This is a genomic window from Neobacillus sp. MER 74 (assembly GCF_023714155.1).
Genome location: NZ_JAMAUV010000010.1, coordinates 70373 through 84407 on the forward strand (window position 1 = coordinate 70373; position 14035 = coordinate 84407).

11 protein-coding genes and 1 pseudogene are annotated in these 14035 nt (G+C 38.2%); all 12 read left to right on the forward strand.

Annotation, left to right across the window (positions count from 1 at the left end; all coding sequences use genetic code 11):
- Positions 1–124: 124 nt before the first annotated feature.
- A pseudogene (locus M3610_RS17095) lies at positions 125–262 on the forward strand (hypothetical protein); the annotation flags it as partial.
- Between the two features lie 457 nt (positions 263–719).
- Positions 720–1769: a Gfo/Idh/MocA family oxidoreductase gene (locus M3610_RS17100; protein ID WP_251460890.1), complete on the forward strand. Its 1050-nt coding sequence runs from the start codon at positions 720–722 to the stop codon at positions 1767–1769.
- Positions 1770–1896: 127 nt separating this feature from the next.
- Positions 1897–2907 (forward strand): LacI family DNA-binding transcriptional regulator, encoded by a 1011-nt coding sequence (locus tag M3610_RS17105; RefSeq protein WP_251460891.1) that lies wholly within the window; start codon positions 1897–1899, stop codon positions 2905–2907.
- A 497-nt stretch (positions 2908–3404) separates the two neighbouring features.
- Complete coding sequence (locus M3610_RS17110; RefSeq protein WP_251460893.1) at positions 3405–4400, forward strand: Gfo/Idh/MocA family protein; 996 nt, start codon at positions 3405–3407, stop codon at positions 4398–4400.
- Between the two features lie 169 nt (positions 4401–4569).
- Positions 4570–6078, forward strand: a complete 1509-nt coding sequence (locus M3610_RS17115) for a sugar ABC transporter ATP-binding protein (protein WP_251460895.1) — start codon at positions 4570–4572, stop codon at positions 6076–6078.
- Positions 6079–6082: 4 nt separating this feature from the next.
- Positions 6083–7084 carry an ABC transporter permease gene (locus tag M3610_RS17120; protein WP_251460897.1) on the forward strand — a complete coding sequence of 334 codons (1002 nt, stop codon included), beginning with the start codon at positions 6083–6085 and terminating at the stop codon, positions 7082–7084.
- A gap of 110 nt (positions 7085–7194) precedes the next feature.
- Positions 7195–8175, forward strand: coding sequence for a sugar ABC transporter substrate-binding protein (locus tag M3610_RS17125; RefSeq protein ID WP_251460899.1), 981 nt, complete (start codon positions 7195–7197; stop codon positions 8173–8175).
- 81 nt (positions 8176–8256) lie between these two features.
- Positions 8257–9279, forward strand: coding sequence for a LacI family DNA-binding transcriptional regulator (locus M3610_RS17130; protein WP_098575930.1), 1023 nt, complete (start codon positions 8257–8259; stop codon positions 9277–9279).
- Between the two features lie 152 nt (positions 9280–9431).
- The gene (gene iolG, locus M3610_RS17135; protein WP_098575929.1) at positions 9432–10451 is read left to right on the forward strand and encodes an inositol 2-dehydrogenase; all 1020 of its coding nucleotides are present in this window, start codon (positions 9432–9434) and stop codon (positions 10449–10451) included.
- A 151-nt stretch (positions 10452–10602) separates the two neighbouring features.
- Positions 10603–11499: a myo-inosose-2 dehydratase gene (gene iolE / locus M3610_RS17140; RefSeq protein ID WP_251460900.1), complete on the forward strand. Its 897-nt coding sequence runs from the start codon at positions 10603–10605 to the stop codon at positions 11497–11499.
- Between the two features lie 340 nt (positions 11500–11839).
- The gene (locus M3610_RS17145) at positions 11840–12748 is read left to right on the forward strand and encodes an AraC family transcriptional regulator (RefSeq protein WP_251460902.1); all 909 of its coding nucleotides are present in this window, start codon (positions 11840–11842) and stop codon (positions 12746–12748) included.
- 320 nt (positions 12749–13068) lie between these two features.
- Entirely contained in the window at positions 13069–14010 is a 942-nt protein-coding gene (locus M3610_RS17150; RefSeq protein ID WP_251460904.1) for a sugar phosphate isomerase/epimerase family protein, read from the forward strand.
- Positions 14011–14035 lie beyond the last annotated feature (25 nt).

Consider the following 14035-nt stretch of genomic DNA (forward strand, 5'->3'; position numbering starts at 1 on the left):
AAAAGCCTGTGAATTTTACTTAGAGTAAAATTTCACAGGCTTTGATTATTTTTTAAATAAAATTAAGGACCACTTCTGATAAAATAAAGTTATCACACAAAATTTTCATCGTAACGAATGATTCTATCGAAAACGTAAAATCGATATGGAGCCAGTTTTTGGATTCTTGAAGGCTAATTTGTGTTTTACTCGATTTTCTGTACGAGGAAAATCGGGGGTAGAAAACAAAATAGGACTCGCGTTAATGGCAGTAATTTTATGAAAATTCACTGCCACCAACTAAGGTAATAGAAGATTTACACGCAAAAATAATAGAAAAAGGTGAATTTGAGTGCGCTCAAATTCACCTTTTTTATTATTTAAAGCTAGTTATGTTCAAGCCTCATTTTTTGCTTTTTATGTGGATATCTAAAAGGGTAACGTTTACCCTACCCCTAAGAAATGATGAGAATATCATTTCTTAGGAAAGTTTACTTAAAAAGGTCTTTATAATTAGGATTCTCTTCTTCCTCGATTTAATAAATAAAATGTTGACTTGAGTATAAATGGATAATATAATCGTAAAAAAAGGGGTAACGTTTACCTAAAAAATATAATCATTTTCTTTCAGGTATAATCTACAATATTTTTTGCTTTAGAGGTTTAATAGATTCCTAATATTTATGAAAAAAGGAAAACGTTTTACTTAACAATAATCCAAAAAAAGGCAGGGATTTACGATGGAAAAGGTTAGGGTAGGGATTGTAGGATTAGGAAGATTAGGAAGACAACATGCAGAGAATTTAGCGTTTCGCATACCAAATTGCGAATTGTATGCTGTTTGCAGTGTGATTCTAGAAGAAGTTGAAAAAGTCCAAAAGGAATGGGATATACCATACGCATATACCAGCTATGATGAAATGCTAAAAAATAAAGAACTGGACGCAATCTTTATTGCTTCTCCGTCAGGGTTTCATTGCGAACAAATCGAGAAAGCATTACATGCAGGTTTTCATGTATTCAGTGAAAAACCGCTTGGTTTATATATGGAGGAAGCATTGCGCGTTCAAGAAGTAGTGAACAAGCATAAAGACCGAGTATTCATGCTCGGTTTTATGAGAAGATATGACAAGTCCTATGCATATGCGAAAAAGAAAATAGAGGAAGGCAAAATTGGTGAGCCATACTTAATTCGCTGTTATGGTTTTGATCCTGCAAAGGCAATACATGGATTTATGCAATTTGCAAAAAATAATTACAGTGGCGGTTTGTTTTTAGATATGGCTATTCATGATTTGGATCTTGCCAGATGGTTATTAAACGTTGAAGCTAAACAAGTTTGGGCAATTGGCGGCGCTTATGGATATCCTGAAATAGCGGAGTTGAACGATGCAGAAACAGGGACTGCCTTAGTGAAATTTGAAAAAAATAAAATGGGCGTTTTTATTGCCGGACGTAACTGTGCACATGGATATCATATTGAAACAGAAATCATTGGTACAAAAGGTACATTACGAATTGGAACCATTCCTGAAAAAAATATGGTCACGGTATTTGATGAATCTGGTGCTGTAAAGGAATGCTCGGATGGATTTTTAGAGAGATTTGAACAAGCCTATTTAAGTGAGGTCGAAGAGTTTATTTCTTGTGTCAGAGAAAAGAGACAGCCTAATGTTACGGTTGAAGATGGAGTATTATCAACAGCTCTTGGTTATGCTTGTAAAGAGTCGTTTGAAACAGGAGAATTGATAACTGTTCAATCACCTTATAAAATTTTTTCATCTAATTAAATTCATAAATAGGTTCTTTTTTTAGACAGTTTGCTTTAGGGCAGCACTGTCTATTTTTCTGATGTTCATGGCTTTAAAGTGTTATAATCACAACATAAAAAAGGTTACTGGGAAAGAAGGGTCAATTATGAAGGTAACCATTCATAGTGTCGCTCAGGAAGCAGGTGTTTCGACAACAACTGTTTCGAAGGTGATCAATCATACTGGCAGCATTAGTGAGCAGACCAGAAAAAAAGTATGGGAAGCAATGAAAAAACTTAATTATTCTCCCGATGTAGCTGCAGCCTCATTAAGGGGAAAGCGAACAAAAGCTTTCGGCCTACTAGTTCCGGATGTTTCGAATCCATTTTATGCAGAAGTTGCAAGAAGTATTGAAGACCGAAGTCATGATTTTGGATATAACGTGATGATGTGCAATACAGATAATGATTCTGAAAAAGAGAAGAGCTATTTATCGCTGTTAACCAGTCAAAGGATAGATGGTCTGGTTGTAGCATCTGCTTTCCGAAGTCCGGATTTACTTGAAGAGATGCTGGATAAAGGATTCCCGATGGTATTATTAGCTTCAGATATTCCAAAATTATCCGTAAATACTGTGACTGTGGATGACTATAAAGGGGGATATTTAGCAACTTCCCATTTACTTTCCTTGGGCCACAAAAGAATTGCAATCATCATCGAAAATGTTCGTAGTAATACCGCGCGGATGGATGCATTTAAGGAAGCAATGCTTGAAGCGGACTTACCGATACCGGATGGCTTTATTGTAAAAACAGAAGCAACCATTCGAAAAGGTTACCAAAGCGGAAAAAAAATTCTTTCAATGAAAGAGAGGCCATCAGCAATTTTTGCGAGCAATGATTTATTAGCAGCAGGGGTATTACAGGCTGCTAAGGAAGTTGGTTTAAACGTACCACAAGATTTATCGGTTGTTGGTTTTGATAACACTGTGCTTTCTACCACAACATCCCCAATGTTAACAACCATATCACAGCCGATTAAACTAATGGGAGCGAAAGCGGTTGAATTGTTAATCGGGGAAATGAAGGAGGAAAAGATGAACAAGGAACGTTTGTTACTTTCTCCGGAATTAATTATTCGACAATCAACAGCTAAATTTAACACAGCCAAAAAATAAAATTTTTCCATGAGAAACTTTAAGGCAGGGCATCACTGGCCATAAAACCATCCATTTAAAAGGTCGAATGGAGAGATATTACAATTCGTAGAAGAACGAAAGGTCATGTGAAAAACACCAGCCCATTCCCACTGTTATTTTTTGAGAATAGGCTGGTGCTCATGTTGATATATCTTTTGGTTAACTTTTGGCGAAATACTTGAAAACAAAAACATTAGTCATGTACGCGTGTAATATTCTCGAATATCTTTTTTTCCCTACTTACCGTTGTTTTTCTTGATTCATTTGGCTAAAAACAGTAAGCGTGAAACATAACCTGTTGACTTGATTTTCTTTAAGTTTATTATTTTAATAAAACTTTCAAAAAATTACAAATACTTTTAAAATAAATATTGAATTCTCTCTTGTGAGGGGTTATTATTAATAGGGAAAGCGCTTAACCTAATAAATCTGTAATATATTAATTTCTTAATAGATTTAAAATAAGGAGGAAAACTATGAGAAAAATCCGATGGGGAGTTTTAAGTGCAGCTAATATAGCATACGATGAGCTTGTCCCGGCATTACGCCGTTCAAACCGTGCAGTGGTAACTGCTATTGCTTCAAAGAGTTCTGATAAGGTTAAGCGCTTTAATTTTCCTATTGTTTATCAAAAGTATGAACAACTAATTGAGGATCCATCCATTGATGCTGTGTATATTCCACTTCCCAATTCATTGCATGCTGAATGGGCTGTAAAAACAATGAAAAATGGAAAGCACGTTCTTCTGGAGAAGCCGGCTGCATTAACAGAAGCCGAAATGGAGTCAATCCACCATGCTGCACAAGAAAATAACGTAGTTTTTTTGGAAGCGTTTATGTATCAATTTCATTGTCAGCATGACCGTGCAAAAGAGTTAATCAACTCGGGAGTCATCGGTGAATACAGTCATATCAAAGCCCATTTCTCATGGATGCTCGAGGATCAGGGGGATATTCGATTAAATCAGGAATTGGGCGGAGGTGCTATGAGGGATGTAGGCTGCTACGGACTTCATGCAGTAACTCAAATGATCGGCTTTAAACCAGTTCAAATCTCTATGAGCGGAAAGATTCATCCTGAATACGGTGTTGATACAACTTCCGTCTGTGTTTTAAAAGACGAACAAAATCGGATCGCTGAAGTGTCCGCTTCGATAGAACTCCCATTTATTAATCGCTATGAAGTAATAGGACCAAAAGGTTCCATAACAGTAGATTCCTCTTTTCGGCCTGACGTTTCTGATGATAAATGCGGAAAAATTACTATCAGAGATGAAAATAATAATGTTATTCTTTTTGAAAGATTGAAAGATGATCAATATTTAAGACAGGTTGAACATTTCCAAGACTGTATACTTAGTAAGGAAAATCCAGTATATAATTCAGATCACTCCATTCAAATGGCACACTATCTGGAAAAAGCCTACTGGTCATTGTCAAACGGATCTGTTATGACAAATATTAAACATTAGGATGGTAGTATTTTAAAATTTTTACAACATTTATCCAAAATATGTTCAAAGAATATTCAAAATATTGTTGCATATTGAGAATATGATGATATAATTTTAGATAAAGGGAAAGCGCTTACCTAAAAAGTTCTCGTTACATTTAGGGGAAAACGAAGAAAGGGGATCAGATATGGTTGTACATACAAGGAGCCTCCTCGAAATAAAAGGAATTAAAAAAAGCTTCAATCAAAACCATGTACTAAAGGGGATCGACCTCGATGTAAAAGCTGGTGAAGTTCATGTGTTGCTTGGGGAAAACGGAGCAGGCAAATCAACTTTAATCAAAATTTTAACAGGCGCTTATCAAAAGGATGCTGGAGAAATTTACTGGGAAGGGAACCTGGTTCACCTAAATAACCCGGTTGATTCAATGACATTAGGTATTGCGACAATCTATCAGGAACTGAATGTTATTCCAGAACTAAAAGTATATGAAAATATCTTTCTTGGAAGAGAATTAAAACACGGCGGCAAAATGTCCTTGCTTAACCGCAGAGCAATGCGAAAAGAAGCAGAGCGCTGTTTGGAGTTGCTTGGGCAGGACCCAAAACTTGCAGATGAGCAGCTTGGGAAACTAGGCATTGGGCAGCAACAGCTGGTTGAGATTGCGAAAGCGATCGCACTGGATGCGAAATTAATTATTATGGATGAGCCGACTTCCAGCTTAAGCGCCCAGGAAGTAGAACAGTTATATAAGGTGGTCGAAGAACTTAGGAAAAAAGGAATCGGGATTATCTTCATTTCCCATCGTCTTGAAGAAATTAGGCACCTTGGTGACAGAATTACCATTCTACGTGATGGATTCAAAATTGCAACTTTACCAGTAAAAACAACTGAAACCGACCTCTGGATAGAATTAATGGTTGGACGTTCACTGGATGAAAAATTTCCAAAGCAATCCTTTAATTTGGGAAAAGAAGGATTCCGGGTTGAAAATTTAGTTGTAGCAGGCACAAATGAGCCGGTTGATTTTTCAGTCCGATATGGCGAAATTGTAGGGATCTCAGGACTTGTTGGCGCAGGACGTACCGAATTGGCCAGAGCGATTTTCGGTGTTGATCAACATAAAGGCGGGAAGGTCTTTATTGATGGTCAGGAAATCCGGATTAAATCTCCACGGGACGCTATCAACGCAGGAATTGCCTTTATAACAGAGGATCGCAAAAGTGAAGGCCTGTTGCTTGATATGACGCTTGACTTTAATATGGCCATAGCTAATATGGATAAGTTTAAAGGAAATACAGGATTGCTCGATTTAAAAGCAATGCGTAGAGAAGCAGTAAATTATGTGAAAGAGTTAAAAATTCGTCCAGGAAACATTGAACTTCACTCTCGGAACTTGAGTGGAGGAAATCAGCAAAAGGTTGTTATCGCCAAGTGGTTATGTACCCAGGCAAAGGTATTTATTTTTGACGAACCGACAAGAGGAATAGACGTAGGTGCAAAAGTTGAAGTCTATCGTTTAATGAATCAATTAGTTGAAAACGGTTCTATCGTCATTATGATTTCATCAGACCTTCCTGAAATTCTTGGGATGTGTGATCGAGTGTTAGTTATGAGTGAGGGAAAATTAACAGCAGATTTGCCGATTAGAGAAGCTTCACAAGAGAGAATAATGAAAGCGGCTACAGGAGGATGAAAAAATGAGTCAAGTTCAAGTCGTAACAAAATCTGAAACCGAATTACCAAAAGATAAAAACACATTTAAGAAAGTAATCAGTAAGCTGGGACCTCTATTAGCTCTTATCATCTTGGTTGTAATCCTTTCTTCCCTGTCAGATAAGTTTTTAACGGTTAATAACCTCATGAATATTGCCAGTCAATCTTCCATTAATGCTCTCCTTGGGATCGGAATGCTTTTGGCAATCTTGACTGCTGGGATTGACTTGTCAGTAGGTGCAATTCTTGCAGTATCGATTATGATTATGGGAATTGTAACCGTCAACATGCACATGAACCCGATTATCGGAATCATTGTTTGTCTGGGTGTAGGCACTTTCTTCGGTTGGATAAATGGAATTTTATTAACAAAACTGCATTTACCACACCCATTCATTTCAACTCTTGGAACACAATTTATAGGCCGGGGAATTGCCCTTATTGTAACTGCGGCTGCACCAATTGCAGGTTTCCCGCTTATGATTCAATTTGCTGGAAATCAATTCGTTGGTCCGATTCCAGTAAGCTTTCTTCTAGTAATTGTTGTTTATGTAATCTTTCATATTTTCCTCACAAGAACTAAGACAGGCCGCTATATTTATGCGATTGGTGGCAATCCGGAGGCCGCTCGTCTATCAGGGATCAAGGTTGATCGTGTGCTTATGATCGTTTATTCATTAAGTGGTTTGATGGCAGGTCTTGCAGGGTTAGTAATGGTAGGACGTGTTAACTCAGCATTCCCGCTTGCAGGACTTAACTATGAATCTGATGCGATAGCAGCTGTTATCATCGGTGGCGCCAGTTTCTTTGGCGGGGTTGGTACAGTTTCAGGTACATTAATCGGTGCATTAACAATTGCTGTTCTTCGGAATGGTTTAAACCTTCTGAACGTTTCTGCAGACTCGCAAATGGCTGTAATTGGAATCGTTATCATCGCGGCAGTTTATGTAGACGTAATCCGTCAACGCAGAGCAAAGAAAAAGTAATTCTTTTGTTTGTATCTTGTTCGCCAAATATCTATACAAAACGCGACTTCTTTATCACTATGTGGTAGTCATAAAACTTCATTAAAAACAGGAAAAGTGGGGGAATACAAATGAATACGAATAAAATTAAATTAGTTGGTGCTGCTGTAGCCTTATCCTGCATGACATTTATCGCCGGTTGTTCATCAAGTACTAGTAAAAGTACCAGCGCAACCGCAAGTAATAACAGCGATAAAAGCGTCACTGTTGTATTAAAAACATTATCAAGCCCTTATTGGCAATATGTCCAGGCTGGTGCTGAGGCAGCAGGTAAGAAGCTGGGGGTTAATGTAAATGTAGTAGGACCATCAGCTGAATCACAAGTTATGGAACAAGTTAACATGATTCAAGACCAAATCAGCCAGTCACCAAGTGCAATTGTTGTATCTCCATCGCAGCCAACCACGGTTGTACCAGTATTAACCAGTGCGGTAAAAGCGAAAATACCGGTGCTTTTAATTGATTCAGACGCTACATTTGATGGCAAAACTACCTTCATCGGTACGGATAATGCAACAGCAGGTGCTCAAGCAGGTAAATTGCTTGGTTCCATGCTTCACAAAGGTGATAAAGTTGTCCTTATTGCAGGAGCACTCGGTAACCCTGCCACTGACCAACGGATTAAAGGTGCTAAGGACGAACTTATTAAAGAAGGAATAAAAGTCGTTGCACAACAGCCTGCCGATAGCGACAAAGCAAAAGCATTGTCAGTTATGGAAAATATTATTGAGAAACACAGTGACGTAAAAGGTGTATTTGCAGCTAATGATGATATGGCACTTGGAGCATTGCGTGCGGTTCAGGCAAAACACTTGGATATTAAAGTAATCGGTACTGATGGTACTCAAGAAGCAGTTCAATCAATTCTTAGCGGAGGTCTTGCTGGTACTATTGCACAAAGTCCATATAATATGGGATACCAAGGTGTTGAAAATGCTTTAAAAGTAGCTGATGGCAAAAAGATCTCAAACCGCATCGACAGTGGAATTCAAGTTATTACGAAGGATAATGCTCAAAAACAACTTGATTTCTTAAAGAGTATTTCAAAATAATTAGTCCTGGTATTACCCCCAAAATTCCTTCATGGTAAAATGGTATCAAAATAGGACAGTTTAGAAGGAGTTTGAAAGTGGATGAAGCCGACGATTTACGATGTAGCTGAAAAGGCGGGGGTCTCCATTGCAACCGTATCAAAGGTAGTTAATAATTCAGGTCGGATCAGTGAAAAAACCAGAAAAAAAGTGACTGAAATAATGCGGGAACTTGACTATCAGCCAAGCAGTGTTGCAGCGGCATTAACAGGAAAGCAAACATATACGATTGGAGTTCTTGTTCCTGATATTTCAAATGCCTTCTTTGCAGAAGTTGGGCGGGCGTTGGAAAACAATGCACGCGAGATGGGCTATGCAATTATTATGTGTAGCACTGATTACCAAATTGAGCGGGAAAAGGAATATTTGGATCTTTTATTAAAAAAGCAAGTTGACGGGATTATTATCGCGACAGAGCAGGAAGATTGGAAGGTATATAAAAATCTACAAAGAAAAAACATCCCCCATTTAATGTTTTCAATTGATAACCTCCGTTTTTCATCACACATTGTTACTACTGATGATGTACGAGGTGGATATATGGCAGGCCGTTATTTATTAGATAAAGGACATACGGATATTGCGATCATAGCCGAATTAAATCGAGCCAGCGGACGCATGCGTTTAGAGGGATTCAAACAATCGTTAGCTGGTGAAGGGATTTCGTTAGAGGAAGAATGGACGGTCAACGCGATGTCTACTATTGACGAGGCAAAAGCCGCAGCAAGGAAAATATTTTCTTTAAAGGATAGGCCTACTGCTGTGTTTGCCTCAACAGATTTGATTGCTGCTATCCTTATTAATGAGTCCCGGAAAGTAAATATTCGTATACCGCAAGATTTATCAATTGTTGGTTTCGATAATACCATTTACGCTGAATTAGCAGATCCAGGTTTAACAACAATTGCTCAGCCGAAAGAAGAATTAGCCCACTATGCGATTGATCAGCTCTTAAAATTAATGAAAGACCCAACGATGCCACAGCAGCGGATCATGCTCTCACCTATGCTGGTAGAACGGAATTCTGTAAGAAGTTTAAAAAATATTGAAGGAAAACCCAGCTAGGTCGGGGTTTTTCCCTTTTAGAGTAAGCGCTTAATCACTTTAAGTTAAAATTAAGGAAATTCAAATAACTGATCGATGAAAATATATAGAAAATGTATAATCGTTGTTAAGGAAAACGCTTAACCGAATAATATTATTGGAGGAATCATTTCATGACTTCATTGACAATTGGGATTATTGGTGCAGGACGGATTGGAAAATTACATGTAGATAATTTAAGAAAGATACCACAAATTCGCATTAAAAGTGTTTCAGATGTTTTTATAGATCACCTTGAATCATGGGCAAAAGAAAAACAAATTGAGGTTTTAACAGCTGATTATCACGAGTTGCTAAATGATCCGGAAATTCAAGCCGTTTTCATTTGTTCACCAACCAATACACACGCTACTATCATTAAAGAAGCAGCTCTTGCCGGCAAAGATATCTTCTGTGAAAAACCGGTTAGCTTTTCAGTTGAGGAAACAGAAGAGGCATTGGCAGTTGTTGAAAAAGCCGGTGTAAAACTGCAAATTGGTTTTAACCGCCGCTATGATCCTAACTTCCGCAAAATTCAAACACTTGTGAAAGACGGCCAAATTGGCGAGCCTCATATTTTAAAAATTACCTCACGTGACCCGCAGCCACCAGGTGTTGATTATGTGAAGGCTTCCGGCGGATTGTTTATGGATATGATGATCCACGATTTCGATATGGCCCGTTATGTAATGGGTAGTGAAGTAGTAGAGGTATCAGCTGCAGGGGCAGTCCTTGTTGACCCGGCAATTGGCGAAGTAGGTGATATCGATACTGCAATCGTTACGCTAAAATTTGCCAATGGAGCTTTGGGAGTCATTGATAACAGCCGCCAGGCAGTGTATGGCTATGACCAGCGTCTTGAAGTTTTCGGTGCCAAAGGGGCAGCACAAGCCGATAACAATCGTGCCACTAATGTAGAAGTATCAACAGCAGAGAGTGTTACGAAAGAAAAGCCGCTTTACTTTTTCCTTGAGCGTTATAATCAAGCATATATCGATGAAGTGGTAGAATTTGCTTCCGCTATTCTCAAAAATACAGAAGTTAACTGTACGGGCTTTGATGGCTTACAAGCTCAGAAAATTGCAAAGGCAGCAAAAGAATCGCTTGAAAAGGGTGCACCTGTTCAATTAAATCAAGCAGCTTTAGTAATTTAATAGAAATGAAGAAATAAACTACGAACCTCCTAATAGTAGAGAAAATCATCCGCTTGATCTGCCGTTTTTAGGAGGTTATGTATTACTAAATGGCAAAGAGAAGAATAGGCCATTATTACAAACTCAGAACAAGATGAAGGAGGATATGATCATGTTTAGCGCAAATCAAGTAAAATTGGCCATTGCCCCAATCGGCTGGACGAATGATGATATGCCTGAACTCGGAAGTGAAGTGACCTTCGAGCAATGCATAAGTGAAATGGCACTTTCCGGTTTTTCGGGAAGTGAAGTGGGAAACAAGTATCCGCGAGACACAGAGGTTTTAAAAAAGGCCCTTTCTTTAAGAGGATTAGAGATTGCAAGTGCTTGGTTTAGTTCCTTTTTAACTTCAAAACCATTCGATGAAACCGCAAAAGCCTTTATCGAACATCGTGATTTTCTTCATGATATGGGCGCAAAAGTAATTGTTGTCTCGGAACAAGGCAACAGCATCCAGGGCCAAATGGAAACACCGCTATTTGCAAGTAAACCTGTAAATACTGAAGAAGATTGGAAGCTCTTATCGGAAGGGCTGACTCGCCTTGGCGACCTGGCGGCTGAAAAGGGCATGAAAATTGTCTACCATCACCACATGGGTACAGGCGTGCAAACCACAACAGAAATAGACTGCTTAATGGAAGGAACCGACCCTGAAAAAGTATCCCTTCTTTACGATACAGGCCATCTGGTATTCTCCGGCGAGGATCATCTGGCAGTATTAAAAAAATACGTTTATCGGATCCATCACGTTCACTTAAAGGATGTCCGTATGGATGTTATGGAAAGAGTACATAGTGAAAAAATGAGCTTTTTGCAGGCAGTAAAAGCAGGGGTTTTCACCGTACCAGGAGACGGCGTCATTGATTTCAAACCAGTATTTGAGATCCTAAGCGAAGCAAACTATAATGGATGGTTTGTAGTTGAGGCCGAACAGGATCCGGCAATTGCCAATCCATTCGAATATGCAGTGAAAGCAAGAGAGTACATCCGGGAAACAGCCGGGCTGTAAAGAAAAGAAAATCCCTTTTTAGTCAAAATAATAATTATTAAAAGCAAATGATAGCGATGAGTAAGGGCTGAGGAAGAACTCTTAAAGGGTTCTTCCTTAAGGTGGGTCAGGGGGAAAACTGCAGCTTTGTTTGTCCAACAATCTATTGAAAAAAGTAAGTCTGCCATCTAGAATGTATTTAACCATTAAAAAAATGTACAAGGCAAGTCGGAATAATGAAGAAATCAATAGACTATAAACCTTTAATAACTAAGATAAGTTGGATAGTCCCAAGGATGTTCAGATTTAATTAAAATATCATATAAAGCGTTTACATAAATTTGGAAAAGGAGTGCTTATATTGGATTTAAATAAATACCTATCCGGAAAAACTTCTTTGAATGATTATGTCCATCGTTTAAACCAAAATGGCGCTTCTTTTCAAATTCATTATTGGGGAGTCATGCCACGGCATTATGATAATCAATTACATAAACATTCATTTTTCGAAGTGTGTTATGTAGTGGAGGGGGAAGGGACTTACCAAGATGATCAAAATACCTTTACTCTCCAAGAGAATACACTTTTTTTATCGAGACCTGAAATACCCCATCAAATAAAAAGCGAGAAGGGGCTGTCTCTCTTATATGTTGCCTTTGATTTACTTGAATCGGAGTCCAGTGAAAGCTGGATCAGAATCATGGAAACGGCCAAGCAATGCTCCGGAGTAATTTTATATGAAGAAGATGTAATAGAAACCGCCTTATTATGGAAATCGCTGCTTATTCAGGCAACAAAGCGGCAGAATGAGTTTTTTGAAGAAATGCTTTCCAATATTGCTTATTCTCTTATTCTCTCCATCTTGCAAGATTTTGTCCCTGCTTTGAATAAGAGTAATCATAAACATGATCCTGAACAGCATTCCGTCCTCCTTACGCAGGCGCAGTTATATATTCATGACAATCTATCAAATTCCTTGAAACTTACGGAAGTAGCTAAACATTTACACATTTCCGGAAGACATTTGTCACGAGTTTTTGTATCGGAATTAGGAGTAAGTTTTTCAAAGTACGTTCAAGATGAACGAATAAAAAAAGCTATGATTTTACTTAAAAAATCGAATTTATCGTTAAAAGAAATTGCTGAGGAAACGGGTTTTATGAATGTTCAATATTTTACCCGTGTTTTTACTTCTATGATGCAAATATCACCAGGAAGGTTTCGCTCTCTGTTTATAGACCAAAATACAACTACATTTTCGCATAACTGACACCCCCACCTCCTATGTTGGGGGTGTTTTTTGCTATGAAAATATAATCATTTGGAAAAAAGATGTCCTTAAAGTATAAAAACATGTCTCTATAATTTAATTACTATTCTGAATTCTTTTTATATAATTAGCTATGTAAACAAGGTCATGACAGGATAATAGAAGGTGATACATTGGAAAATACAGACATGGGAAAATGAAAGCGAATCCCCCCAAAACAGGTTGATTTGCAAGATGTCCTTAAATGTAAAAACCAAACACTTTTATTGAATAAAGGATTCAGAAATACACAGTGGTGAAAATGAGGAGGAAAGAATTCTATGAAATTATCATATGTAACAGATAGCTTAGGTCACTTGCCATTTGAAAAAATGCTCGATACGGTGGCTGAAATGGGGATTGATACTATTGAAATGACCACAGGAGGCTGGTCACCGGCTCCGCATTTACGTTTAAATGAATTGCTGGAAAGTGAAGCAAAAAGAAGTGAATTTCTAGGTGAATTAGAAAAGCGGAATATTAAGCTTTGTGCATTGAATTGTTCCGGCAATCCTTTAGATCCAGGTGAACTTGGCAAAGAGCACAGAGAAGTAACTGAAAAAACAATGGAATTATCCGGATTACTTGGTGTGAAGAAGGTCATTATGATGAGCGGTCTCCCGGCAGGAAGTCCGGAAGATAAAATTCCTAACTGGATTACCTATACAGTCAGCTGGCCTCCCGTATTAAAAGATATTTTGGATTATCAATGGAATGAAGTAGCCATTCCGTATTGGAAAGAGTTAGTGAAAAAAGCGGAAGCATGCGGTGTTGAAAAAATTGCCCTTGAAAATTTCAGTTCAATGTTGGTGTATAATCCGGAAACATTATTTAGATTACGGAATGCAGTTGGACCGATGGTTGGTTTGAATTTAGACCCAAGCCATTTAATCTGGATGGGTGCAGATCCAATTTTGTCAGCTAGAGAACTAGGAGCAGCGATTCACCATGTGCATGGTAAAGATGTAAGAATTGAAAGGCATTTATCAGCTGTTAATGGTGTATTGGAAACAAAAGAGGTTACGGACACAGCAAATAGAGCATGGAATTATGTGGCTGTCGGCTGCGGTCAAGATTTGCAATGGTGGAAAGAATTCTTCTCTGTTGTTCGCATGATGGGATATAACGGTGAAGTGTCACTAGAGATGGAAGATTTAACAATGTCCGTTGAGGCAGGAATAAGAACATCGATTGATGCTTTAAAACAAACCCTTAGCTTTTGATTTAACGGAAATTTCTGAAAAAACA